18 protein-coding genes are annotated in these 26,649 nt (G+C 47.4%); 12 read left to right on the top strand and 6 right to left on the bottom strand.

What is annotated here, in order from left to right:
* Window positions 1–63: 63 nt before the first annotated feature.
* From ABEA14_RS12440 to asd, 4 genes are all read left to right on the top strand, one after another.
* Entirely contained in the window at window positions 64–372 is a 309-nt protein-coding gene (locus ABEA14_RS12440; protein ID WP_345340335.1) for a monooxygenase, read from the top strand.
* A gap of 129 nt (window positions 373–501) precedes the next feature.
* Entirely contained in the window at window positions 502–2,574 is a 2,073-nt protein-coding gene (locus ABEA14_RS12435) for a S9 family peptidase (RefSeq protein WP_345340334.1), read from the top strand.
* 4 nt (window positions 2,575–2,578) lie between these two features.
* Window positions 2,579–2,797: a DUF3820 family protein gene (locus tag ABEA14_RS12430; RefSeq protein ID WP_345340333.1), complete on the top strand. Its 219-nt coding sequence runs from the start codon at window positions 2,579–2,581 to the stop codon at window positions 2,795–2,797.
* Window positions 2,798–2,983: 186 nt separating this feature from the next.
* Complete coding sequence (asd, locus tag ABEA14_RS12425; protein WP_345340332.1) at window positions 2,984–4,096, top strand: aspartate-semialdehyde dehydrogenase; 1,113 nt, start codon at window positions 2,984–2,986, stop codon at window positions 4,094–4,096.
* Between the two features lie 45 nt (window positions 4,097–4,141).
* Here the strand turns inward: asd and ABEA14_RS12420 are convergent, their stop codons facing one another.
* Both ABEA14_RS12420 and ABEA14_RS12415 read right to left on the bottom strand, forming a co-directional pair.
* Window positions 4,142–6,373 carry a DUF6351 family protein gene (locus ABEA14_RS12420; protein ID WP_345340331.1) on the bottom strand — a complete coding sequence of 744 codons (2,232 nt, stop codon included), beginning with the start codon at window positions 6,371–6,373 and terminating at the stop codon, window positions 4,142–4,144.
* 216 nt (window positions 6,374–6,589) lie between these two features.
* On the bottom strand, window positions 6,590–6,781 hold the full coding sequence (locus ABEA14_RS12415; RefSeq protein ID WP_345340330.1) for a hypothetical protein: 192 nt from the start codon (window positions 6,779–6,781) through the stop codon (window positions 6,590–6,592).
* A gap of 264 nt (window positions 6,782–7,045) precedes the next feature.
* Between ABEA14_RS12415 and ABEA14_RS12410 the strand changes: the two genes are divergently transcribed.
* The gene (locus tag ABEA14_RS12410; protein WP_345340329.1) at window positions 7,046–8,827 is read left to right on the top strand and encodes a flagellinolysin; all 1,782 of its coding nucleotides are present in this window, start codon (window positions 7,046–7,048) and stop codon (window positions 8,825–8,827) included.
* Between the two features lie 13 nt (window positions 8,828–8,840).
* Here ABEA14_RS12410 and efpL read toward each other — a convergent pair whose 3' ends face one another.
* The 3 genes from efpL to gltB form a co-directional block, all read right to left on the bottom strand.
* Window positions 8,841–9,410 (bottom strand): elongation factor P-like protein EfpL, encoded by a 570-nt coding sequence (efpL, locus tag ABEA14_RS12405; RefSeq protein ID WP_345340328.1) that lies wholly within the window; start codon window positions 9,408–9,410, stop codon window positions 8,841–8,843.
* Window positions 9,411–9,543: 133 nt separating this feature from the next.
* Window positions 9,544–11,031: a glutamate synthase subunit beta gene (locus ABEA14_RS12400; RefSeq protein ID WP_345340327.1), complete on the bottom strand. Its 1,488-nt coding sequence runs from the start codon at window positions 11,029–11,031 to the stop codon at window positions 9,544–9,546.
* Window positions 11,032–11,068: 37 nt separating this feature from the next.
* The gene (gene gltB / locus ABEA14_RS12395) at window positions 11,069–15,670 is read right to left on the bottom strand and encodes a glutamate synthase large subunit (RefSeq protein WP_345340326.1); all 4,602 of its coding nucleotides are present in this window, start codon (window positions 15,668–15,670) and stop codon (window positions 11,069–11,071) included.
* 470 nt (window positions 15,671–16,140) lie between these two features.
* Here gltB and ABEA14_RS12390 point away from each other — a divergent pair, with 470 nt between their 5' ends.
* The gene (locus tag ABEA14_RS12390) at window positions 16,141–16,626 is read left to right on the top strand and encodes a YajQ family cyclic di-GMP-binding protein (RefSeq protein WP_345340325.1); all 486 of its coding nucleotides are present in this window, start codon (window positions 16,141–16,143) and stop codon (window positions 16,624–16,626) included.
* Window positions 16,627–16,674: 48 nt separating this feature from the next.
* The gene (locus ABEA14_RS12385; RefSeq protein ID WP_345340324.1) at window positions 16,675–18,360 is read left to right on the top strand and encodes an NAD-dependent malic enzyme; all 1,686 of its coding nucleotides are present in this window, start codon (window positions 16,675–16,677) and stop codon (window positions 18,358–18,360) included.
* Window positions 18,361–18,416: 56 nt separating this feature from the next.
* Here ABEA14_RS12385 and ABEA14_RS12380 read toward each other — a convergent pair whose 3' ends face one another.
* Window positions 18,417–20,063, bottom strand: a complete 1,647-nt coding sequence (locus ABEA14_RS12380; protein WP_345340323.1) for an AMP-binding protein — start codon at window positions 20,061–20,063, stop codon at window positions 18,417–18,419.
* Between the two features lie 211 nt (window positions 20,064–20,274).
* Here ABEA14_RS12380 and ABEA14_RS12375 point away from each other — a divergent pair, with 211 nt between their 5' ends.
* The 5 genes from ABEA14_RS12375 to ABEA14_RS12355 all read left to right on the top strand — a co-directional run bounded on the left by ABEA14_RS12375 (window position 20,275) and on the right by ABEA14_RS12355 (window position 26,624).
* The gene (locus ABEA14_RS12375; protein ID WP_345340322.1) at window positions 20,275–21,468 is read left to right on the top strand and encodes a sugar ABC transporter substrate-binding protein; all 1,194 of its coding nucleotides are present in this window, start codon (window positions 20,275–20,277) and stop codon (window positions 21,466–21,468) included.
* A 6-nt stretch (window positions 21,469–21,474) separates the two neighbouring features.
* Entirely contained in the window at window positions 21,475–23,394 is a 1,920-nt protein-coding gene (locus ABEA14_RS12370) for a sensor histidine kinase (protein ID WP_345340321.1), read from the top strand.
* Window positions 23,395–23,551: 157 nt separating this feature from the next.
* Window positions 23,552–25,432 carry a tetratricopeptide repeat-containing diguanylate cyclase gene (locus ABEA14_RS12365; protein WP_345340320.1) on the top strand — a complete coding sequence of 627 codons (1,881 nt, stop codon included), beginning with the start codon at window positions 23,552–23,554 and terminating at the stop codon, window positions 25,430–25,432.
* Window positions 25,433–25,478: 46 nt separating this feature from the next.
* Window positions 25,479–25,691 carry a hypothetical protein gene (locus tag ABEA14_RS12360; protein WP_345340319.1) on the top strand — a complete coding sequence of 71 codons (213 nt, stop codon included), beginning with the start codon at window positions 25,479–25,481 and terminating at the stop codon, window positions 25,689–25,691.
* A gap of 57 nt (window positions 25,692–25,748) precedes the next feature.
* The gene (locus ABEA14_RS12355; RefSeq protein ID WP_345340318.1) at window positions 25,749–26,624 is read left to right on the top strand and encodes a putative RNA methyltransferase; all 876 of its coding nucleotides are present in this window, start codon (window positions 25,749–25,751) and stop codon (window positions 26,622–26,624) included.
* Window positions 26,625–26,649: the final 25 nt, after the last annotated feature.

Below are 26,649 nucleotides of genomic sequence, written 5' to 3'. Positions count from 1 at the left end.
TAAGCAAGTCGGTTGGGCTTCACTTGTCTACACTCAAAGGTATCTGGACAAGGGAGCTAAACCATGTCGAACGTGATTCTCGAGATCCATTTTCATAGCAGAGGTCCCTGGCACACTCAATTGGCTGAGGCATGTGAGCCGCTAGCTAACGCAGTTGCCAAATCACCTGGGCTAAAGTGGAAGATATGGACCGAGAATCCGGAAACCCGCTTAGCTGGTGGAATATACTTGTTCAGTAACCGGGATGATGCAGAAGACTATCTACTTCAACACAGGGATCGCTTGGAAGCACTCGGTGTCACTGAGTTTGAATCTCATATATATGAGGTGAATGAAAGTTTGTCACTGATCACTCGCGCACCGATTACCTAAAAGGTCAGAGGAACTCTGAGTCCCGGGATATGTAACCAAACATTTCAACTGGCCTGCGTTTATTGAACTCCCTCATTGCGTCATATAGGGTGGCATAAAACATAACTAATAATGTCCAGGGAGTTCGAAATGCGCGCAGGTTTTAGCTTCGCGTTGGTTTTTGGTGTCTTGTGCAAAGGGCTCTTGTTTAGCCCCGCTACGATTGCTGACGACAAAAAGCCAATGCAGTTAGAAGATGTTTTCTCAATCGAGTATGCATCTGATCCTCAAATAACCTCCGACTTAAAAAACGTTGTCTTTGTTCGTAACTACATGGATATCCAATCCGATAAACGACGAAGTAATTTGTGGCGTGTTTCAACCGATGGCCAGGTGCTACGACCGCTGACAACCGGACTTCACAATGATCGTATGCCACGCATATCGCCCGATGGTAAACGCATGGCATTTGTTTCCAACAGAGAGGGTTCCAGCCAGATCTATATGTACTGGTTTGATACTGGAACATACGCGCCAATAAGCCAGCTATCATCTTCACCCTCAAATATCTCCTGGTCGCCAGATGGCAAAAGGCTGGCATTTACAGCCTTTGTGCCGGGTAAAAAGGCACCCGTAGTCAGTTTGCCGGGCAAACCCAAAGGCGCGAAGTGGGCGGAACCGGCGACCCTGATTAATTCAACTTTTTATCGGTTCGATGGGGCGGGTTACCTGCCTGAGGGTGATAAACAGATCTTTGTGATATCGGCAGACGGTGGCGTTGCGCAGCAGGTGACAAGCGCCGAATATAGTCATGACGGCCCCCTGAATTTTTCTCAAGACGGAGAATCCCTCTATTTTTCCGCAAATATTTCGCCTGAAACTACCCCCCAAAACAGCGAGCTTTTCGAACTCAAACTAGCGAGTGGCGAAGTCGAAAAACTCACGGAACGTTTTGGACCAGATAGTCAGCCGATCATTTCTCCCAATGGTCGCTGGCTGGCATATATCGGCTATGACGATAAAAAGGTTATTTACCAAAACAGAATGCTCTATCTGTACGACTTGAAAGATAAGCGGACTCTCGTGTTGACTGGTGAACTGGACCGCTCAGTATCGAGCCCTAAGTGGGCCGGTAACAGTAAACATGTATATTTTAAGTATGACGATATGGGTGACACCAGAATCGCCCGTGTGGATATGCGTGGCCGTATCAGTGATGTCGCTTCGGGTGCCGGCGGTCTTTCAATCGGACGCCCTTACTCAGCTGGTGATTTTGATATCGAGGGCAACCTCCTCGCGTTTACGCAAACCAACGGTAAGCAGCCTAGCGAAGTAGCGTTGGTAAATTATCGGGGAGGTAAGGTTAGCAAACTAACTCAGTTAAACCAGTCTTGGACTGAGCATCGTGCTCTTTCCGACATTCAGGAGATCCGCTACCCATCAAGCGCTGGCGAGTTGGAGATACAAGGCTGGGTTGCATTTCCGCCAGGATTTGATGAATCCAAAAAGTACCCCCTGCTGTTGGAAATTCATGGTGGACCGGTTGCCAATTACGGGCCCCGTTTTGCAGCTGAAATGCAGTTGTTTGCAGCTAAGGGGTATGTCGTTGTTTATATCAACCCCCGCGGCAGTGATAGCTATGGTGAGGCGTTTGCCAATGAAATACACCATAACTACCCCTCACAGGATTATGATGATTTGATGAGTGGTGTCGATTACCTGTTGGATAAAGGATATATCGACGAAAATCGTATGTTCGTTACAGGCGGCAGTGGGGGGGGTACGTTAACCGCTTGGATCATTGGTCATACAGACAGATTTAGAGCTGCGGTCGTAGCCAAGCCTGTGATCAACTGGTATAGCTTCAGCTTAACTGCGGATGCGTATCCTTTCTTCACTCAGTACTGGTTTGAGGCGATGCCTTGGGAGACGCCCGAGTCGTATATGAAACGTTCACCAATTTCATACGTGGGCAACGTTAAAACGCCAACGATGCTGCTCACTGGTGAAGCTGATTATCGAACGCCCATGTCAGAAACTGAACAGTACTACCAAGCATTGAAGTTAGCCGGAGTTGAAACCGCGATGGTAAGGATCCCGGGAGCAGGGCATGGGATTGCTGCACGCCCATCCAACCTGATGAGTAAAGTGGCACATATTCTTTGGTGGTTTGAGCAATATGACATTGTAAATGAAAATCAGGCAACGGAATCGGCAGATTAAGCATATGGATCCGGTTGTTCTGAAAAAGCTTTGCGAGTTCAAGATGCCTTTTGGTAAATATGCAGGAAGGGTGCTCATAGACCTACCTGAACCCTACATGATGTGGTTCGCAAGACAGGGGTATCCAAAAGGTGAGTTGGGTGAACTGCTTGCCCTTGTATATGAAATCAAGCTGGAAGGGCTAGAAGGCTTTGTTAAGCAGGCAGTGAGACGGACACAATAAAGCCCCGATCACTGCCCAATATGATTTATTTCTTAGTCAAAAATCGGTATGGTGACCGTCTTGTCTCGAATTCTTTCCAATTTGGAAATTATTCGTTCCAAGAGGGTTTTTAGTTTAGAGCGTTGGGCATTTGTGTATCGCTCTCAATTATGGCGCTAAGCCGAGGTACAGGAAGATAATAGCAGCATGATGAAAGTAGGTTTAGTTGGCTGGCGTGGCATGGTTGGCTCCGTGCTAATGCAGCGTATGCGTGAAGAACAAGACTTTGCGTTGATCGATCCCACCTTTTTTACAACCTCTCAAGCGGGTCAGGACGGCCCAGACGTTGGAAAACCGATTAAACCACTGGAAGATGCGCATAACATCGAAACGCTAAAACAGATGGAAGTTATCATCACCTGTCAGGGTGGTGACTACACCAAGGCTGTGTACGATGACTTGCGTGCCGCTGGCTGGCAAGGTTACTGGATCGATGCGGCGTCTTCGTTACGTATGGATGACGATGCGATTATCGTTCTGGATCCGGTCAATGCCAATGTTATTCAAGATGGCTTGAACAAAGGTGTGAAAACCTACGTTGGCGGTAACTGTACTGTTTCCCTTCTGTTGATGGCGATTGGTGGTCTGGTCGAAAAAGGTTTAGTCGACTGGGTTAGTCCTATGACTTACCAGGCAGCTTCAGGTGCTGGCGCGCGTAATATGCGTGAACTGATCAGCCAGATGGGCGACTTGCGTGATGAAGTGAGTGAAGAGCTGCAAGACCCAGCATCAGCTATCTTGGATATCGACAAAAAAGTCGCTGAAAAGATGCGCAGCGAGTCTTTCCCAACAGATCAATTTGGTGTGCCGCTAGCTGGTTCTCTGATCCCGTGGATCGATACTCCTATGCCAAGTGGTCAAAGCCGAGAAGAGTGGAAGGCAGAAGTCGAAGCGAACAAGATCATCGGGCGTAGTGATGCGCCAATGCCAATTGACGGACTTTGTGTCCGCGTTGGTGCTATGCGCTGCCATAGCCAGGCTTTGACAATCAAATTGAATAAGGACCTGCCAGTAGCCGAGATCGAGTCAATACTGTCTTCTCATAATGATTGGGTAAAAGTGATACCAAATGAAAGGGAAGTTACCGTAGAAGAGCTTTCTCCAACTAAAGTTACAGGCACGCTGAGTATTCCTGTAGGACGTATTCGCAAGCTCTCAATGGGGTCTGAATATATCTCTGCATTTACTGTGGGTGACCAATTGCTTTGGGGCGCTGCAGAACCACTGCGTAGAATGTTGCGGATTATTCTTGATAAATAGTTTGACTCAATAGAAAACCGCCAACTGGCGGTTTTTTTATGCCTATTAACCTGGACTGATATCATCCGGTCTACCTGCGTCCCCTTTCGAATAGTCACAAACGCCGTCTGGAAAAGCTTCTACTAGTTGTGCCAGATAGGCGGACATGTCAACGGGGTGATATACGCCTCGCTTGAGTGCTCTTTCGACCGGCTCTCTGGAACAGATAAATACACTGCCTCGCCATGGCCCACCCGCCTGTATCCGAGAAGTGCTAAACATGGGGTAGGCTTGATGGCAGGAACCCTCTATTTTTGCATTCCATGGGCCGTCCCATACGTTATGCCCCTTAGAGATCTCATTACCTGCTTCGTCGATACACATATCCATTATCTGTGCAGGGCGACTGTCTGATGCTGTAGCGTCCGGTCTGGCCATCATGCTTAACATCCAATCATCCATCGCCTGGAACCCAAGCTCTTGCGGATCGAAATCAGGATGTGACACCCAAATAACGTGGTTATCTGAATTTCCACGCCAGTCGATGATCCTTTGCCTGGCTTCAAAACTAGCCGAAACGTGATGCATGTTGAGTTCAGGCTCTAAATAGTGCCGGATATCGATAATGGGTAAGTCAACATTGCCAATAAACACCTGGCCACCCCTATAGGCCATCTGCACAGCCTTTAGGTTAGCGGTGCTGCGCTCAGCAGTTTTACTGGGCTCATTCGGTTGGGTAATGTTGTGCCGGCTCCAAAGGCTCAACCACAATGGCTTATTATGGGGGCCGAACAGTGAATAGAGGCGCTCTTCTTCCATTTGGTGCTGTGGTTTCCATCCGCCAATATAACGATTTAGATGAATGAACTCCTCTGGCGAAATCTCTCCATTTTTCAGGGCCTCAAGACCATACTGAACACCTCTGTTGTCCCAGGTGGTATTGGCAAAACCATGTTTGTCTCGCCCAAACAGTGCAACCATGTCTTCCCAGTAAGTCCAGTTTACGGCTGCCTTGGTGTTATCTGAGTAATAGTTACGAAGATAGGTCTGCTTCGGGTTGTGAACCAGAGAGGTTAGGCCAAACCAGCCATTGTGACATTCACTGTTGCCGTCGGGATACTCTGGCCATACTCCAGCAGCTAACTGGTTTATGGGCTGGAGCCATGCATACCTATGTATATGTCCCTGCTTGGTGTTAACACCGAGTATGGAACGCCTGAGATTCCAGTCACTCCACTTATCTCTATCAAACGAGGTGATAGCAAAATAGTGCTCAATCAGTTCACAATCTAATCCATAAATGGTTTGCGAGATCATGTCTGGGTAACTGTAAAGGGGGAGGGCGGCATCGATGATGCCGGGTTTATTTTGGGCGATCAGGTATTGCGCTAGTCCACCACCAGAGCCTCCTACACCCACTGTATATAATGGATTACCGTAAATGCTGGTGAACTGCCGCTTTACTCTGGTTGCGGTGTCTTCGGCCAGCAACATGTTATAGGTATAACTTGTTCGATTGGCTGTGGATGTGACGACAGCATATCCTTTGGCCAGTTGCGCAGCACGTCGCTCAATAATGCCACGCATACGCAGTTTGCCCTGACGAAAGCCAATCCCCGATCCCCCTTTGAATTGGTAAATCAGGCGCTTATTCCAAAGCTGAGATGAATCACGCTCAGGGGCTGCAGGCCAAACGACTGGCATCGCGATCATGTACAGATAGCGATTTATGCTGCCCGTCTCGACACGGATAATGAAGGGGACATCTTCTCCTCCCAGGTTAACTCTCATTATGTCATTCGAGTCGGGGGCTGACTCAAGTTCGAACGGCTTAAATTCGCCTTCTGTGTTTTGAAAAAAGTATCGAAGGGAGGTCTTTATCAAACAATCTTTACTATACCCGATCACATGATTGTTATTTTCGGGAGGGTACTGTTCGTAGACTGGGACGCCTAAGCCTTGCTGGTTATCAACGAGTGGTTGGCCAAGTTTGGAATCTACTGTCATGCAAAAGAAGGGATGTTGATTGTCACCTGCATAGAGGGGAATGTCAGGGCCCACACCACCCAGAGGAACAGGGAAGGTAAAAGTTTCTTCCGGTCGCGGTGTGTCGCGGATATGTGTGGTTACATTCCGATAGAGTGGGGTGATTCTATCTGATTCCGGGAAGTCGTTTACCTGTCGTAGTTGATATTTGTCTGCGTATGTCAGCCATTGCAAGCCATAAAGTAGTACCAACAAAGCCACGATTAACCAAACAAAACTCTTAAAAGAAAAAGGGAAGTAGCGACCCGCCATAACTTACTCCAGCGAAACAAGCGTCAGTGTAAGTATGGACAAAGCCAGCTTTGTAATGAGTACGGAATAACGAAGGTCTCCTGGCAAGTCAGCCAAAAGGTACGCGTAAACAAGGAGTTGTTGTTTTAAGAAAGATAAGGAATAAAAAAGAGAGAAAAAAGTTAAGCGCGATAAGTAGCGTCTGCCACACCTCTTAAGAGGCAGACGGAGCCTTAACTATAAAATCAGTTGGTTTGTTTTCCTGCTTTGATTGACCAAGTCTTCAACCAAAGAAAGGATTCCGGCAGACAGTACTAAAACTGAGGTGAGAACTGCCAGAGTTTGTGATTCGGTCAACCACATAAATAAAAACCATAATCCAGCTGCAAGAAGGATGGACTTGAGAAAGTTTTTAATACCTTTTTTCATCGCTTTTAGTCTTACTAATTGGTGAGTAGGTGTGGCTATTTTGGTACTTGCTTGCGCTTAAGTAAAACCTGAATCGCCAGTAATCATCAGGCTTGCGAGGACACGCACATTCCAATATCTGTTTGTGATCTAAGTTAGTTTCTATTTTTTAATTGCTAATTCAGTATGAGCTGGATCTTGGTTTGTGACTTTTATCTAAAGGTTGATTATGTGCATGCCGACATAGTGTGAGAGCTGTCACTATTGTAGCCAGAGATCTGCCATTTGATTTCATCTTTACAAACCAACAGCAATGTACTGTTTAGCCAAAACGCGTTGAGCAACGCCAGCCGAGGCTTGAGCGAGTCGTTTGCACGTTTATCTTCTGGGCTGCGCATAAATACTGCTGCTGACGATGCTGCTGGTTTGCAGTTATCAAATCGCATAACTGCAAAGATCGATGGATTTGCTGTTGCTACAAGAAACGTCAATGACGGCGCAGCTATGCTGCGCACCGCAGAAGGAGCTTTGCAGGAAATCACCAACTCAATCCAACGTGTACGAGAATTAAGTATTCAAGCAGCTAACGGTGTATACAGCCGCGAGGACCGTCAGTCGCTGCAAGAGGAAGCGAGTCAGCTTCTCAAGGAAGTTGACCGAATAAACGAAACTACGCGTTTTGGCGACACTAAGTTGTTTGATAATGGTTCGGGTTATCTTTTTGATGTGTCTGAGCGCAATATTTTGCAGGGTCTGAGAAAGAGTTACCTTCAAGAGTCCACCATTATTCTGGGAGATCAGTTAGGTTTGTTTGGTGGAGGGGAACTTTTAACTGTCGACCTTGAGCATGTTGATGGACAGAACGGTACGTTAGCGTTTGTCGAATACCAGAATGTGCCCGGTGATCCTGCGAAAGAGTTACGCCTTGTTGTTGATATGGATGATTTTGGCAATGGTTTTGATAACGGGCTAACCGGCGACAACCTGATTAGATTGGACGAAACAATCTTGCATGAGATGACTCACGGCGTAATGGCAGTGAATATGGACCTGTCCACCAAATCGACGTGGTTTGTTGAGGGTTCTGCTGAAGTTGTACGGGGTGCAGATACACGCCTTGCCAATGACATTGAGAATATCCCGGGAGGGTTAAGCGCGATAAGAGATGAGCTTCTAAATAATTGGCAGGGCAATACTGGACAGCCATCCACGGACCTTGAGGTAGCCGCAGTATATTCCGGTGGCTACGTTGTAATGCGATACATTCACGAGAGAACCAACGGCACTGGCATTGAAACAATGATGCAGTCCTTGAAAGAGGGCGCAACTCTTGATGAAGCCATTGCAGAGACCGGCCGTTGGGCTAGTGAGGCCGGCCTTTTTACTGAACTCGGCGCCGGTAATACATTTAATGACGTCGTTAATGATGAGATGAACATCTATAACGAGGATAACGGGGCTCTCGGTGGTTTTGATGCTGATGGTGGTGACGTTCGCCAAAATACGATGCGCGGTTTAGGCACCGGTAGCAGCTCCGGCTCTGAAGGCTTTTTGGAACGTTTTATCGAAAACGACGATGATTTTGATGGCACCGACTATGATGTCACTAACTTCCATGACCCCCAGTTTAGTTATGTTCGCCTTGAGTCGTACCAGACCGAAATCAATGGTGCCGGCGGCAGAACCGTTTCTTTTCAAGCCGGTGCCGATGCCTTTCAACTGATAGAAGCAACACTGGGAACATTTAGCACAGAAAACCTGGGCCTTGATGAAGTTGATTTAGTCGACAACGCTCAGTTTGCCATTATTGCAGCAGACGACGCGTTGCGAGTCGTCGATAAACAGCGTAGCCTATTTGGAGCCGTAATAAATCGTTTTGAAAGCACGTTGAACAGTATGGCAATCAGTAGGGAGAATCTATCTGACAGTCGTTCTCGACAGCGTGATACTGACTTTGCTTTCGAGACGGCAGAACTTGTTAAGAAGCAGATTCAGGTTCAAGCGAGTACCAGTATGCTTGGACAGGCTAACCAGCAGTGGCAAAGTGTTTTGTCACTGCTCGGATAGATATTTACCTGGTTTAGTCCGCTCGCGACATAAACTTTTTGTCTGCGGTATTAATCCTGATCTTATCGCCGGGGGCAATGTATTCAGGTACCTGAACTATTAGTCCTGTAGCAAACTCAGCTGGCTTAGTACGTGCGCTGGCGGATGCCCCTTTGATTGAGGGTGGTGTATCCGTAATGACCATTTCCACAGATTGTGGAAGTTCCACGCCAACGGCTGAGCCATCGACCATAACCACAAGTAAACCTTCGATAGCCTCGTGGATGAAAAGTAACTCGTCAGTCATGCTCTGTTTATTGAAGTGGTATTGGGAGTAATCTTCGTTATCCATAAAGATCACTTCATCACCTTCTTCATAGGAAAAACTGGCCGGGCGTTTGACCAACTCTATTTCAGTCAGGCTGTCGTCACCTTTAAAGCGGTCTTCAACTTTTAAGCCAGTCTGAATGTCGGCAAACCTGACTTTATAGAGCGTCGCAGCGCCTCTTGCGCTGGGGCTGCTGACTTCAACTTCTTTAGCTATTAAAAGTTTGCCATTGTGTTCAATGGCCATTCCGCGTTTTAAATCTGACGCCTTCGGCATAGTTATCTTCGGGTTAGAAATATTTGGCTAAATCTAACACGGTATTTACTGCCATTAAACGATTGAGCTGTTAGTCGTGAAGTCCGCATAAAAAAAAGCCCTTCGAGAGAAGGGCTTTTCAAAACAATGTCGACTAAGGCAAATAACTCTTACCCATCAGGAAGCTGTCAACTTCCCGGGCAGCGCGGCGGCCTTCGTCAATAGCCCATACAATAAGGCTCTGTCCACGACGAGCATCACCCGCGGCAAATACGCCTGGCACATTAGTGGCAAAATTATCGTATTCAGCTTTTGCGTTAGAGCGAGCGTCTTTTTCAACACCTAAAGCGTCCAAAAGTCCGCCTTCAGGGCCCATAAAGCCCATCGCTAATAGCACGATATCAGCAGGATAGACCTTCTCTGTTCCAGCGATCTCAACAGGTACCATACGGCCGTCGTCGGTTTTCTGCCATTCGATGCCTACGGTATGTACCGCTTTTACATTGCCGCTGTCGTCACCTTCGATGTGCTTAGTCATCATCTGATAGTCACGAGGGTCATCGCCTTGAACTGCAACGGCTTCTTGCTGACCATAATCAACCAGCTTAACTTTTGGCCATTGTGGCCAAGGGTTGTTGTCAGCACGCTGTGCTTCTGGCTCAGGCATAATTTCGAGCTGAATAACACTCTTACAACCGTGACGTAAAGAAGTACCTACGCAGTCAGTACCCGTATCACCACCACCAATGACAACCACATTTTTGTCTTTGGCATCGATGTATTCACCGTCAGCGTGATTGCTATCAAGAAGACTCTTGGTGTTTTTGCCCAGGAACTCCATGGCGAAGTGAATGCCATTAAGCTGACGCCCTTCAGCCGGCAGATCTCTCGGCACTGTTGCACCAGTAGCAATGACCACTGAGTCAAAGTTAGCTTTCAGATCGTCTGTAGAGATATCTTTGCCAACTTCGGTGTTGGTAACAAACACAATCCCTTCTTCAGCCAAGATATCAACACGGCGTTGAACGATCTCTTTCTGGAGCTTCATGTTGGGAATGCCATACATCAGCAATCCACCAATACGGTCAGCTCGTTCGTAAACAGTCACCATGTGACCAGCTTTGTTCAACTGAGCGGCTGCGGCCAAGCCTGCAGGGCCAGAGCCGATAACTGCAACCGTCTTGCCGGTGCGTCGCGCTGGTGGCTCAGCAACAACCCAGCCCTCTTCGAAAGCTCGCTCAATAATGGCGTACTCGTGGTGCTTAATCGTTACCGGATCTGCGTTGATACCCAATACACAACTGCCTTCACAAGGGGCAGGGCAGACACGACCGGTAAACTCCGGGAAGTTGTTGGTTTTGTGCAGTAATTGCACCGCTTCTTTCCAGCGACCGTTGTAAACAAGGTCATTCCACTCAGGGATGACGTTGTTTACGGGGCAGCCTGCGACAACTGGCGCGTACTGAGATTCGCCAGACTGACAGAAAGGTACGCCGCAATCCATACAACGGCTAGCCTGCTCTTTGATGCCTTCTTCAGGCATGTGTTCATGAACTTCCAGCCAATCGATCAAACGTTCTTTTGGATGACGATCTTCTGGCAGCGCACGTTCTACTTTTAAAAATCCTGTTGGGTTACCCATGATTCTTTCTCCGAACTCTTATCTCGTTGGCTCAGCGTTACTGAGCTGCCAGGTTTTTCAGGTGCATATCGAACGCTTCTACTGCGATATCATAGTCACTCTCGAACTTGCCACTTTCGCGGGCAATGTTCATGTAACTCTGCATGCGCTTGTAGTCGACAGGCATAACCTTAACGAACTTGGCCAGTGCGCCATCCCAATCTGCCAGCAACTCTTGTGCAACGTCTGATTTAGTCGCTTCTAGGTGCTGTTCGATAAGAGATTTCAGTTCATCACTTTCTGTTGCGTCTGTGATCTTCTCAAGTTCAACCATTTCCATGTTGCACTTGGAAGCAAAGTCGCCTTTAACATCCAGTACGTAAGCAACACCGCCGGACATGCCTGCTGCAAAATTACGGCCGGTTTCACCTAGAATGATTGCTTTACCACCGGTCATGTATTCACAACCGTGGTCACCCACGCCTTCGACAACCGCTGTTACACCGGAGTTTCGAACACAGAAACGCTCACCAGCGATACCGCGAATAAATGAGATACCGTCGGTGCCGCCAAAGAAGGCAACGTTACCGATAAGAATGTTCTCACGTGGCGCGAAAGGTGCTTCTTTGGCAGGGTAAACAACCAGCTTACCGCCACTTAGACCCTTACCGAAGTAGTCGTTGGCGTCACCTTCAAGCTCGAAACGGACACCCTTAGCTACAAAGGTACCGAAGCTCTGACCAGCCGAACCATTGAACTTCACCTTAATGGTGTCTTCAGGTAGGCCTTCGCCCTTGTACTTCTTAGAGATCTCGTTGGAGAGCATGGTACCAACACTACGGTCGGTATTGATGATCTCATAACTGAGATCAACGCTTTCCTGGTTTTCCAGCGCTGGTTGAGCGTCAGCGATCAACTTGCGATCAACGATATCGTGGATCAGATGCTTCTGTTCAATGCTACGGTAAAGGGTTTCACCTTCTGGCGTCTCTTGTTTAAACAGAATCGGGGTCAGATCGACGTGCTTGAACTTCCAGTGGTCGATATCGTCACGGATCTCTAGACACTGTGTTTGGCCAACCATTTCATCGATGGTACGGAAACCAAGTTCAGCCATGATTTCACGCAGACCTTCGGCCATCATGGTAAAGAAGTTAACGACGTGATCGACTTTACCTTTATAGCGCTTACGTAACTCAGGGTCTTGAGTCGCAATACCCACAGGGCAGGTGTTGAGGTGACACTTACGCATCATGGTACAGCCTTCCACAATCAGCGCTGCGGTGGCGATACCCCATTCCTCTGCACCGAGTAGGGTGGCTACAGCCAGGTCGCGAGGAGTCTTCATCTGACCATCGGCCTGTACCGTGATACGGCTACGAAGTTTGTTACGAACCAACGTCTGATGAGTTTCAGCCAGACCCAGCTCCCACGGCAGACCCGCGTGTTTGATTGAGCTCAGCGGCGAAGCACCGGTACCGCCGTCGTAACCAGCGATAAGTACAACGTCTGCGTAACCTTTACATACACCTGATGCAATGGTGCCTACGCCTGCTTCTGATACCAGCTTAACGTTGACACGAGCTTCACGGTTGGCGTTCTTCAGATCGTAGATCAGCTGAGCCAAATCCTCGATTGAATAAATATCGTGGTGAGGCGGAGGAGAAATCAGTCCCACACCTGGTGTTGAGCCACGAGTCTTACCAATCCAGGCATCGACTTTGTGGCCCGGTAGCTGCCCACCTTCACCTGGCTTAGCGCCCTGAGCCATCTTAATCTGCAGCTCTTCTGCATTGGCCAGGTAGTAACTGGTTACGCCGAAACGGCCAGATGCAACCTGTTTGATTTTCGATAGTTTGGAGTCGCCATTTGCTTCTGGCGTGAAGCGGATAGGATCTTCACCACCCTCACCAGAGTTACTCTTACCACCAATTCGGTTCATTGCCATCGCAAGGGTAGTGTGTGCTTCCCAAGAGATAGAACCAAACGACATGGCGCCTGTCGCAAAACGCTTGAAGATGTTTTCTGCCGGCTCAACTTCACTCAATGGAATTGAGGTTCGGTCAGATTTCAGCTTCATCAGACCACGCAGAGTAAATGCTTCGGTGCTCTGGTCATCGACATTCTTTGCGTATTCCTGGAACAGCGATTTGTCGTTCTGAGACGTTGCGTGTTGCAGCAAACGAATAGTTGTTGGGTTAAACAGATGGCGTTCACCATCCTTACGCCATGCGTATTCACCACCTGATTTCAACAGGTCGTCAACGTGGATGCGATCTGCCGATGGGAAACCTTCACGGTGGTTTGCCAACGCTTCTTTAGCGATCTCGTTGACACCTATACCCTGGATACGGCTAACGGTACCGGTGAAGTACTTTTCAATGACGTCGCTGTTTACACCCAGCGCTTCGAAGATCTGCGCGCCTTGATAAGACTGCAGAGTAGAGATACCCATCTTCGAGAAGATCTTCAGCAAGCCACTATTAACAGCTTTGATGTACTTACCAAATACTTCTTGATCAGACAGTTCGCTCTTAATCACGCCAGCATTGCGCAGCTCGAGTAGTGTCTCAAGTGCAAGGTAAGGGTTAACAGCTGATGCGCCGTAGCCAATCAGCGTTGCAAAGTGGTGAGTCTCACGTACGTCACCAGATTCAACAATGATGTCGGCTTTTGTACGCAGGCCTTCACGGATCAGGTAGTGGTGAACAGCAGATGTGATCAGCAGTGATGGGATCGCTGCATGATCTGTGTCGGTCGCGCGGTCACTCAGGATGATGATGGAATAACCGTCTTCAACTGCATCTTTTGCATATCGACATACACGGTCGATAGCTTTTTCTAACTCACCTTCAGCTCCGGTTGCTGGGAATACTGTGTCCAGCGTTTTGGCTTGGAAGTGATTGTGGTCGATATGCTTGAGCTTCATCAGTTGCTCGTTAAGCAGTACCGGTTGTTTGATTTCAACCTTGTGGCAGTGCAGAGGTGTTTCTGCCAATAGGTTTTGGTTGCCACCCACGTAGGTTTGCAGTGACATCACCATCTCTTCACGGATGGGGTCGATAGGTGGGTTGGTTACCTGCGCAAACAGTTGCTTGAAATAGTTGGACAAGTTTTGCGGCTTGTCTGAGAGCACTGCAAGCGGGCTGTCGGTACCCATGGCACCCAATGGTTCTTTGGCTGTGCCTACCATAGGCGCGAGGATCAAATTCAAATCTTCGTTGGTATAGCCAAACGCTTGCTGACGCTTGCGTAAATCATCCATTACCGGCTGTGCAACACTTGCCGCTGGCGTTGGCAGGTCATCAAGAACAATCTTATTTTCGTCTAGCCACTTTCCGTACGGCTGACGCGAGCAGATATCTGCTTTAACTTCGTCGTCAGAAATAATACGACCTTGTTCAAGGTCGGCGATAAAGATCTTACCAGGCTGCAATCGGCCTTTTTGAACAACCTTTGACTGGTCAACAATCAACGCGCCCGTTTCTGAGCCCATTACCACGATGCCGTCGTCTGTTACTAGGTAGCGAGAAGGGCGAAGACCGTTACGGTCAAGCGTTGCACCAATCACGTTACCGTCAGTGAAGCTGATAGACGCTGGGCCATCCCACGGTTCCATGATGCAACTGTAGTACTCGTAGAAAGCACGTTTAACCGGATCCATGTCGGTCTGGCTTTGCCACGCTTCTGGCACAACCATCATCATAACCTGAGCGAGAGGGCGACCACTTAGTACGAGCAGTTCAACGGCCATATCCAGGTTGGCTGAGTCAGAGTTACTGCGGTTACATATTGGCAACAGCATGTCCATCTCGGCCTGACTGAAGTTCACTGAATCAAACAGTGCTTCACGTGCTGCCATCCAGTTGACGTTGCCTTTAACCGTGTTGATTTCACCGTTATGAGACATGTAGCGGAAAGGTTGTGCACGACGCCAGGCAGGGAACGTGTTGGTAGAAAAACGGGAGTGGAACATCGCCAGTGAGCTGGTAACGTCAGGGTTTTGAAGATCCAGGTAGTACTTGCGTACCTGAGCCGTTGTCAGCTGACCTTTATAAACGATAGTCCGTGTAGAGAGAGAGGCGATGTAACAGTCATCTTTCTCTTTTACCACGTTATTGTTGAGCGTATGACCCGTATACTTACGCAATACAAACAGCTTACGTTCGAATTCTTGCTGGCTGAGGTCTGCAGGCTTTTCGATAAATACCTGCTCAGTCGTTGGCTCAGTATCAAGTGCCGCTTGACCGAGGCTTGAATTGTCACGTGGTACAGGACGATAACCTAGCAGTGTCATACCCAATTTTTGAATGTTCTGGTTAAGAACGTTACGACACTTAGCTGCTTCTTGTACGTTGGGTGGGAAAAATACCATACCAACGCCGTACTCGCCTTTTTCGGGCAGTGTAAAGCCAAGTTTTGTTGACTCAGCTTTAAAGAAATCATGGGGGATCTGAATAAGAATACCGGCGCCGTCACCACTATGAACGTCACAGCCCGTGCCGCCACGGTGCTCCATGCAGGTAAGCATGGTGAGTGCGTTTTCAATAATATCGTGCGACTTTTCACCTTTCAGGCTGGCAACAAAGCCGATACCACAACTGTCATGCTCGAAATCCGAGCGATAAAGGCCAGTAGATTGTTTGCTACTAGTGGTCATCTAACACTTCCTATATCGGGGTGCGTTTCTGTTAACGGGATGCACCTGTTTTCATTGGATCGGGCAATTACGCATCAGCGTCTACTTCTTCGAGTAACCGGGCGAGTGTTAACGCACTTCGGTGCCTGATCGATCCCTCTGTGGCCCACACCACCAACCATTTCCTAGCGACAGGGAAGCTGAGGCGATTGTGTAATTATTCAACACAACACAGATTTTATGTGGGCCGAACCGCTGTTTATACCATCATCCGATGCATATTTCTCGCTTTTTATTCAAAAAAAATGCATGAATATTGAGTTATTGAGGTGGGGTATTCATTTTTACTGAGGCGTTAGTCAACAGATGAAGAGTGGAAACAACCTTCGAATTTTCTTTTAAAAATGACTGACTAACCATGATTCAGCGCAGGGAAACAGTTAGAATTCATCCCTTGAAAAGTAACCAATACCAGCCAGTCGGAGTGCACCATGCCGTCGTTTGACATCGTATCTGAAGTAGATGCCGTTGAAGTAAAGAATTCTGTTGATAATGCCAATAGAGAGTTGAGTACACGTTTCGATTTTCGAAATGTTGAAGCCAGTTTTGAGCTAAAGGAGCTGGTCGTAACTTTGAAAGCGGAAGCAGAGTTTCAGCTTCAACAGATGGAGGACATTCTCCGCAGTGCAATGGTTAAACGCAGCGTAGATCCAAAAGCAATCAAAGTGGATGAAAAAGATATCCATACCGGCAAAACCTTTAGCCGTAACATTCGCTTTCAACAGGGCATAGAGCAGGTGCTTTCAAAAAAGATCGTAAAAATGATCAAGGATAAGAAGATGAAAGTGCAGGCGTCTATTCAAGGTGAGAAGTTGAGGGTGACCGGCAAGAAACGTGATGATCTGCAGGGCGTCATGGCGATGCTAAAAGCAGCAGAGCTGGAACAACCCCTGCAGTTCAATAACTTCCGAGATTAAACAGACTTAGAAGCTAAACTGGTTCCCCTACAATAATCGAGTATAAGAATGCCCAATAAACGTCCCGTCTATATCCCTTACGCAGGACCAATCTTGCTGGAAACCGCACTGTTAAATAAAGGCAGTGGATTTTCTGAGGAGGAGCGCAAAGAGTTCAATCTGGAAGGATTGGTTCCTAACGCGATTGAAACTATCGAAGAGCAGAGTGAGCGCGCATATCATCAGTTCACTGCGTTTGAATCTGACATAGATAAGCACATTTATCTGAGAAATATTCAGGACACTAACGAGACACTGTTTTATCGACTGGTGGCTGACCATATCACTGAGATGATGCCGATTATCTACACCCCAACCGTTGGGCATGCGTGCGAGCAGTTTTCTCGCAACTATCGCCGAGCTCGAGGTTTGTTTATCAGCTACCCCGACAGAGAGCGCATCGAGGACATTCTTAACAACTCCATACGCCACAATGTGAAGGTCATTGTTATCACCGATGGTGAGCGTATTTTGGGATTGGGTGACCAGGGCATTGGTGGCATGGGCATTCCGATTGGCAAGCTGAGCCTATATACCGCATGTGGCGGTATCAGCCCGGCTTATACATTGCCGTTGGTGCTGGACGTGGGTACCAATAATCCAAACCTGATAGATGATCCCATGTACTTGGGTTGGCGCCATCCACGCATAACGGGTGACGAATACTACCAGTTTGTTGATGATGTGATGGAAGCGATCAAGGTGCGTTGGCCTGAAGCGCTTGTGCAATTCGAGGACTTCGCTCAGAAGAACGCAATGCCGGTACTTGAGCGTTATAAAGACAAGGTTTGCTGCTTTAATGATGATATCCAAGGTACGGCTGCTGTAACCGTCGGCTCCTTGCTTGCAGCTTGCCGCGCTGCCGGAACGACGCTGCGCTCGCAAAAAATCGTGTTTTTGGGGGCTGGTTCTGCGGGTTGCGGTATTGCTGAAGCGATCATTGCTCAAATGGTCGCTGAGGGTATCAGTGAGGAGCAAGCACGTTCACAGGTGTTTATGGTTGACCGTTGGGGCCTACTTCAGGAGGGAATGCCGAACTTGCTTGCTTTCCAACAGAAGCTGACTCAAACCACCACAGCGACCGCAGACTGGGAAGTCGAGGGAAGTAATGTATCTTTGTTAGATGTGGTGAAGAATGCGGCACCCAGTGTACTGATTGGTGTTTCGGGTGTACCAGGCTTGTTCACCGAAGAGGTGATCAAAGAGATGCACAAGCAGTGTGCTCGTCCCATAGTCTTGCCTCTATCAAACCCAACCAGTCGTGTTGAGGGTAGGCCAGTTGATATCCTCAATTGGACCAATGGTGAAGCACTGGTTGCAACAGGGAGTCCTTTCGCACCAGTAACTCTGGGTGATCGGAAAATAGACATTGCGCAATGCAACAATAGCTATATCTTCCCCGGAATTGGATTAGGTGCGTTGGCGTGCGGCGCCAACCGAATTACCGACAATATGCTAATGGCCTCAAGTCGTGCTCTTGCAGATATGTCGCCACTCGCTATTCATGGTGAAGGTCCATTGTTGCCGCCCATGGAGGATGTGCAGCAGGTCAGTAAGCATATTGCTTTTCAGGTGGCTCTGGCGGCAATGGAGGATGGCGTAGCAACACAGGTTGATCATGAAACGCTAGAAAATGCGATACAGCAGAGTTTCTGGCAGCCTGAATACCGACGTTACAAACGAACATCGTTTTAATAGTAAAAAGCCCGGCAATAGCCGGGCTTACTGTCTTAATATTGGATGCTCCTAGCTCATGCTTCCCAGCAAACCGTCTTACCCGTCATCATCCTTAGCTTTGGTAGATAAGCTTGTTCGATGTCACCTCGTTTGATTTTGAGCGTGGGTGTGAGCAATTCATTTTCGATTGTCCATTCGTCCTTCGCTACAAACACACCAGATAGCCTTTCGTGAGGCTCAAGTTGGGCATTAATGCTTTCTAGAGTTTGATTAATGCTGGCCTCAATTTTTTCGTTTGAGAGAGATTCTGCCGCTGGACTGAGGACCGTTACCGCAATGGGCTGCGGTAATAGGGTACCCATCACGCAGATCTGTTCGAAAAGGTCGTTAACAGCGAGTTTGGATTCGATAGGAACTGGCGCGATGTATTTGCCTTTTTCTGTCTTAAACAGCTCCTTCACGCGACCAGTTATTCTGAATGCGTTGAGGGCCTCGTTGTACTCTCCTTTGTCGCCTGTTTTAAAGAAGCCGTCTTCAGTAAAGCTTTCTTCAGTCAGTGCGGGGTCCTGATAGTATTCCTGAAACAAGCCTGGACTACTTATGAGGACTTCTCCCTGTTCAGAGATTTTCATCTCGGTCCCGTCCAGCGGGACACCGATTGTGCCAATTCTCGCTTCGTCAAAAGGCAGGTTGCTGCACGATAACCCGCCAGTTTCCGTCATTCCCCAACCCTCAGAGATATTCATCCCCAATCGTTTGTACCATTTTAAAATTTCAGGCGAAATTGGAGCAGAACCTGAGCCAAAAACCCTTACCTGGTCGAGGCCTAGCGTGCGACGGATCTTTCTTGCGACTAAATTACCAATCACGGGTAAAGAAAGAAGGATAGATAACTTCTTAGGTGTAACCCGCGCGTGAATGTTTGAAAGGAACTTGCTCCACAACCTTGGAACAGACAGGAAAAATGTGGGTTGTGCGCGATTTATATCGAATATGAATGTATCGAGCGATTCGACAAAATAGACGGTGCAGCCCGCATATAGGCTTGGTCCTTCAATAACACCACGCTCAGTAATATGAGCCAAAGGCAAATAGGATACGACACGATCCGATTCTGTCACGCCGAGCGTATCCTGCGTTTGTTTGCTGGCGTAGTGATAGGCACCAAAACTCATCACTACGCCTTTTGGTGTTCCTGTACTGCCAGAGGTATAAATGATCGACATGACGTCATTTTCATCTGGATCATTCAGACTCTCTATAGGTGCTGAAGCATCAAGAAACTTATACCACTGCAATTTAGTCATTACCGTTGGGTAAGGCATTGAAAGGGTTTGCAGTGCGAGTTCGCCAGAGTCATTCAGAACGTTAGAAAGCGCATCGGTGCTATCTAGTTTACCTATTATCAGAAGTTTTGATTCGCTATGGGAAAGCACATGGCGTATCGTTTTTTCCCCGGCGGTAGGGTAGATGGGTACGGAGATCATCCCCGCTGCCATGATCGCCCAATCAGTAATAAACCACTCTGCACAATTCTTAGCCATCAATGCGATACGGTCGCCGGGTTTTAATCCGAGCGATTGAAAACCGCCTGCTAAACGTCTTACCTGGTCGAAGACTCCAGACCAGGTAAAGTCTTTCACTTGGCCATCGACAGGTTGGCGCAGGTAGATTTTGTCTGGGGTTAATTCTGTCCGTCTCTCTAATTCTGAAATCGGCATTCTCATTGGGAATCGTTAACCTCATGCGTATAGATGTCGGTAGTTGTGAGTGACAGTTATGTAAACAATGTCACGACATATTAAACTGTTAGCAATTCAGATGACTGAAGTGAGTTTTGGTTCCAGCAGCCTGTGGTACACAAACAGGTTTTGTTTTAGTGCTGTTTGTTCCAAATTATGGTTTAAACCATTGGAAGTGGGATAACTAAGCATGAAATTTAATCAATTTTTGTGTGCTTTATCGTGCCTTTTGCTTTTCATTACCGCAGCAAAGGCAGCTACGTTAGAACTTTGGTTTGAGAAGTATGAGGCAAAACCAGTCTTTGACGATCTGGCTATCAAGTTTCAACAAGAGACCGGCATTAACCTAAAAAGCCAGCATATGCCAACCGGAGATTTAAAAGCAGCCATCATACAAGGTGTTAGTGAGGATAAGGGGCCCGACATCGTTTTTGCCCCGTCTGACTTTATCGGCAACCATGCTTTGTTAAAACTCTCTGAAGTCGACCAAGTCGAGCTTACCAAGGGTATTAAACCCGAAGCGATGGCCAGCGTAACTGAAAAAGGCAGTGTTTATGGGGTACCTTTGCTTTTCGGCAACCACTTGCTTCTTTATTACAACAAAAGGTTTGTAGAAAGCCCCGCAACCACGTGGCAAGAGTTACTGTCGCAGCGAAAGGATATAGAAGGTAAAGGCACCAATCTGATTAGTTGGAAACCGATGGAAATGTACTGGCTTATCCCGTTTTTGACGGCATTTGATGGGAGGCCAGTAGATGGTGACAAGGTGACGCTTAATACCCCGGAGTTTAAGAAAGGCTTGGCATTTTACCGAGAACAGGTCGATGCAGGACTGATCAACATGCGTTGTAGCTATGAGTGTGTTTATGATCATTTTCTTCAGGGACAATACGCATACACAATCAACGGTGATTGGGCTTACCGAGCCATGAAAGCAAGTTTGGGGGATGATTTTGGCGTGGCCGTATTACCTTCGGTGGAAGGCAGAGATATGACGCCGATGACATCATCGATCGCGCTTATGTTTCCTGGCAATAGCCTGGGAGGAGAAGCAAACAAGCAGATCAACATGTTCGTTCAATTTATGTTGCGCCCAGAAAACCTTATTCATCTGCATGAAATGAGTGGCATGATGCCGTCTCAATCAGAGACGTACGACGAGCTTGAACAGAAGTACAGCGCAGATCCTAATATGCAGGCTTTCTTTCAACAAATGAAACACACTATTCCGATGCCGCCTACGCCTCAAATGTCAGCTGCCTGGATAGGCATGGCAAAAGGCGTATCGGTTTACATGCGTAAAAAGGCGTCATTGGATGATTCAGGTAAACTCATGCAAGTGCATGCAGAGCGTGAATTAGCACGTCAATTGAGAGCAGAATAGACAGTTTTGAAACAAGAAAACCAGAAACAGCCACATCTCAGCCGGACGCTGGTGATAGTGATCGCGGCGTTCGCGCTCATACCAGCGCTCATATTAAGTGGTGCTTTTGTATATACGTTAAATAAAACCCTGATCGAAGACAGTGAGCTGCAAGCCGAATTACAGGCAAAAGCCGTTGGCGATCTGGTTGTTTCTGTATTTGATCGTTTGATGGAAGATCTGGTTGATGTGGCAGCAGACCATAATGTGGCTCAGTCTGCACGCAGCGGCGCATTCTCTGGTTATGCAACGGATCTTCTACAAAGGAGAATTATTCGTTCCAGAGAGGGCATAGGTGCAGTTATTTTTGACCGAAATTTGACTGTCGCTGAAGCCGAACCTGTTGAACTGCTGCTTAATGACTACAGTATCTTCGACAACCAAATTGCTGGTTTTTTAAGGCGCAATTCAGTAATTAAAGAGCCAGCACCTATTGAGCTTGTTTATGAAGATAGTGAGGAGCTTAACCTGGAGCAGGAGCCGGGCGCGCCAAAAGATCAGCTTGCATTTATTACACCCCTGCATCTACCTACGCTAATTGAAGCGCCCGCCAGTACTTTAACCGGTGCTTTGCTGGTCATCGTCGATCGTAAAGCCTTGGTTGAAAACATTCGCAAAGATCTAGGCAGTGCTGCACTTCTGTCCATCAAATTAGGCGGTAAAGATATCTTTAGTTCCAGCAAGCAAAGGAAAGACTTTTCCACTTTTACTTTTACAGAACAACTGAATACCGGGTTGGAGATTTCAGTTGAAGTAGGGGTACCACTTGAGATTGTTCAAAACAGGGTGAACGAAACGATCAGGCATCTGATTTTGATGCTTTGCAGTAGTTTATTGGCACTACTTTTCCTCTCAATTGCTGTAGCGAAAAGGCTTCTGACACCCTTTCGTCAACTCTCACGTCTAGTTGCGCGAATCTCCTTAGGTGAGTACTCCCAATCTTCGATGGATGTGAAGTTTAAGGAGCCAGCACAGTTGCTTGCCCTGGTAAACAGGTTAACCAGTAGAGTGATCGAAGATCAGGCGGAACTTGAAAGTAAGGTCATGGAGCGTACCGAATTACTCCGGAGCACAAACGATGAACTCTCTGATACGTTGGACCAGTTGACCCAGCTTCAATCTCATCTTGTTGAATCTGAAACCAATGCTCAGTTGGGCCAGCTTGTGGCGGGGGTCGCCCATGAGATTAATACGCCACTGGGCATATCGCTAACTGCGACAACAACATTAATAGATGATCTGAAAAAGATCCGGGCAATTTTCGATAGCAATAAGCTCAAGCGGAGTGATCTTGAAAAACATTTTGCACTTAGCGATGAAGCATTGACGCTTTTGGAATACAACTTGAACAGGGGGGCTGAGTTAGTTCGCACTTTTAAGGAGGTCTCCGTCGATCAATCTAGTGGTCAACGTCGTGAGTTCTTGCTTAAGAGTTACTTAGAAGAGGTGGTAGCGAGCCTTAAAGCTGAGACTAAACGCCACAACATAGAATTCAGAATCTCAGGTGACGACAAGCTATCAATCGATAGTTATCCGGGCGCATACAGTCACATTTTCAGTAACTTCATTCTCAATAGTTTAAAACATGGCTTCACTGAGGCGGCTAGAAGCTACCTAATCGCCATTAGCTTTGTTCTAGACGGAGATTTACTCCACATTGAATACACGGATAACGGCACAGGCATGTCAGATGATGTGTTGGATAAGATGTTTAAGCCATTCTTTACAACAGGCAGAAATGCAGGCTGCACGGGGCTTGGTATGCACATTGTTTACAACATGGTCACCCAGCGTTTGGGTGGAACCATACGTGCTTCCCATAACGTAGGACGAGGCGCATGTTTCCACCTGATAGTGCCACTAGTTGCGCCGGAACACAAAAATTAAGTAAGCGATGATTGACCAGAATAAGTTGTGCTAAAGCAAACTAATTGGCAAAGCGACTTTAAACCAGAGGTTTAATCCTTAAAATGCGCAATCGATAGCCATGTTTAAAACTACTAACTGTCTTGCAAGTAGTTTTGTCGTATTCAGGTAAACACCATTGAAGAAACACTACAAACGCCTTTTTATTGCGCTGTTCAGCGTTTTCTCCATTAGTTCAATCATTTGGGCTGCGACACCATCAGAACTAGAGCGCCAGTTAATTGAGTTAGAGCGTGGTAAATATCTGTCACATGAAGAGTTCAACCGAAAAATTGACACCTTACTCAAGCTTATTCCAGACACCGAACCCCAGCTTTTAATGAGATGGAAACGGCTGGACTGCTGGCGAATGGAGCCTGTGACAGATATGGAATATGCAGAGGCTGCAGCAAAAGCGACTCAGTACATCATGCAGGCAGAAATGGCAGGTGACCTGGATGCGTACACAGACTTTCATATATGTCGAGGATGGTACCGTCAGTATGGTGGAGATGTAGATAGTGGTCTTGAGGATTACAACAAAGCAATAGAGCTAATCGAGACCTCAAAGAATGACCAACTAATCGCAGATGCGTATTCTGTAAGGGGAGAACTTTTAACCTATCAGGGGGACCTCGCGTTAGGCCTCTCAGATCTTCTCAAAGCACAACATCATTACGAAGCGGCGGGATTGAGCTATTGGGGCAACAGCAATATGGCCAGTGTCGCCAACACTTATCGTCGCATTGGTGATTTCGGTAAAGCGCTGGAGTATTACCATCAACTGGAAAAAATCTATTTAGAATCTGCTAATAATGAGGAGCTAATCGTTATCCGGGATCTGATCGGGCTTGTACTTGAGGATCAGGGTGAGTATGAAAAAGCGTTGGCCTTATACAGCGATACGCTAGATTACTACCAAACCAAACAGGATGAGCATGGTGTAGCCAATTCACGATTAAATTTGGCGGGTGCCTTCGTATTGCTTGGGAAGCCTGATGATGCATTGCAGCAGTTGAACAAAGCTCGAGCCTTTTTCGAGAAGGTTGGAGACAACAGTTACTGGGGGCTTATCAACCTTTTTGAAGGGAGAGCACAGCACCAGTTAAAAGACTATCGGAAAGCGCTATCACACTTTGCAGCCGCAGAGCCTGAGATTAAGAAAGAGAAAAATATTCGCTTTCTAAGTTGGTTACAGGAATCACGGGCAAAGTCATATGCTGCCTCAGGATTGTGGAAAGAGGCTTATCAAGAGAGCCTGGCATACAACGAAACCCACAAAATGCTTGATAAAATGCTCAAGAATCAGCAGACAATCCGAATGCAGGTGGAGTTTGACGTTGCCAGAAAAGAGGCTGAAAACATTAGATTAAAAGCTGACACCTTGATTAAGCAAAAACAAGTGGAGTCTCTTGAGGAGCGCAAGCGCTGGCAGGCTGTAGTGATGCTACTTGGCGGCGTATTGCTATTCGTCCTGGTGGTATATTCGATTCGCCAAATCAAAAGTAAACAGAGACTTCATCAGTTGGCCTGTACAGATGAACTGACTGGATTACCCAATCGTAGAAACATCATGGATCAGGGGAATGCGTTCCTATCGCAGGCCAGAGATGAAAACAGCGCATTCTCAATTTTGGTATTTGATGTCGACTATTTTAAACGTATTAACGACACCTTTGGTCACATCGGAGGTGATGAAGTTTTGAAAAGATTGGCGCCTGCGGCTTCCTCCGCTGTGCGCATACAGGATAGGGTCGGGCGCACGGGGGGCGAAGAGTTTATCGCGCTGCTGCCAGGTGCAAAATTGGATGCGGCGGAGGCTATTGGAGAACGACTGCGGGCGCGCATTGAAAAGACAGACCAATCAGCTACTGCTGACGATTTAGTCGTAACCGTCAGCATTGGTGTAACTGAGCTTAAACCCTCTGACAGAGAGCTATCTGCACTTATTCAACGTGCGGACAACGCACTTTATAAAGCGAAGGCGTTGGGGCGCAACCGCGTAGAATCAGAGCTATAGTAGCGAGGTTAACTTCTAGCTCTGACTTTTGAACATGGGGTGACTGATGAATATTGAGATCAATAAGATCGGTCAGATTTCCGAGGGAACACACCACGGTCGTTTCATCACAGTTGAAGCGGAACTGTGTTTACTGGGCTTTGAAATCATTGTTTCAGAATCCAAGGATATGAAAGCGCCAGTGATTGTTGAGTGGGCCGACACTTTCGAAGAGTTAAACACCTGGTTTCGAGACAACGCGCCTAACGTTGTTTGGTAATAACACCTTGCAACAAGCCTTATCATCCTCTTTTAAACTAAAGGCATTTAATTCTAGATGAAACTCCAAGAGTTCAACGACCTCATTTGTCCAATCGAAGGTTACCCACTAATCAGGCACGATGGCGGATGGCGATGTGCCGGCGGGCATCATTTTGATCAAGCGAAAATGGGCTACGTAAACCTGTTGCCGGTACAGAATAAGAAAAGCCTGGCCCCTGGGGATAGCAAAGAGATGGTGGCTATGCGCCGCGACTTTCTCGCCGCCGGCTTCTATCAGCAATTAGCATCAAATCTGGCTGATAGCATCGAAATAGTCATAACGAATTCCTGCGCTAACAATCCATTTGTTGTTCTAGATGCTGGTTGCGGTGAGGGGTACTACCTGGACCAGGTACTTGAACGATTGGAGTCTTTGCCGAACGATGACCGTGAACTGCAAGCCATAGGCGTAGATATATCAAAGTTCGCGATACAAGCTGCCTGTAAAAAAAGAAAGTCTGGTTTACGTTGGCTTGTAGCAAGCAATAGTCAGCTACCTCTCGCCGAGCAATCAGTCGATCTAATTGTGTGTGCTTTTGGCTTTGCCTGTTTCGAGATGTTCAAAAAAGTGCTTAAGCCCGGCGGCCACCTGATTATGCTGGACCCGGGACCAGAGCACCTGATAGAAATGAGAAAGGTCATCTACAGCAATATCAAGCCGTTTCGGGAACCTGATTGTGAGTCGGCACTTAACGCCGGATTCACCATTGCAAATACGGAAAGATGGCAATGTCAGGTCGACAACGTATCGCAAGCATATTTGGAAAAGCTTCTTGGCATGACGCCACACCTGCATCGTGCACCCAGATCCGGTATTGAAGCTGTCAAGTCACGGTCAAGTTTAAACCTGACTGTAGACGTTCATGTTCGTAAGTTTGTATTGAGTAGTTAGAGCGCATCACAAAAGCACAAGAACT

Origin of the sequence: Corallincola platygyrae, assembly GCF_039544265.1 — a bacterium.
Taxonomy (GTDB): domain Bacteria; phylum Pseudomonadota; class Gammaproteobacteria; order Enterobacterales; family Neiellaceae; genus Corallincola; species Corallincola platygyrae.
This window is presented reverse-complemented; position numbering and strand designations above follow the sequence as displayed.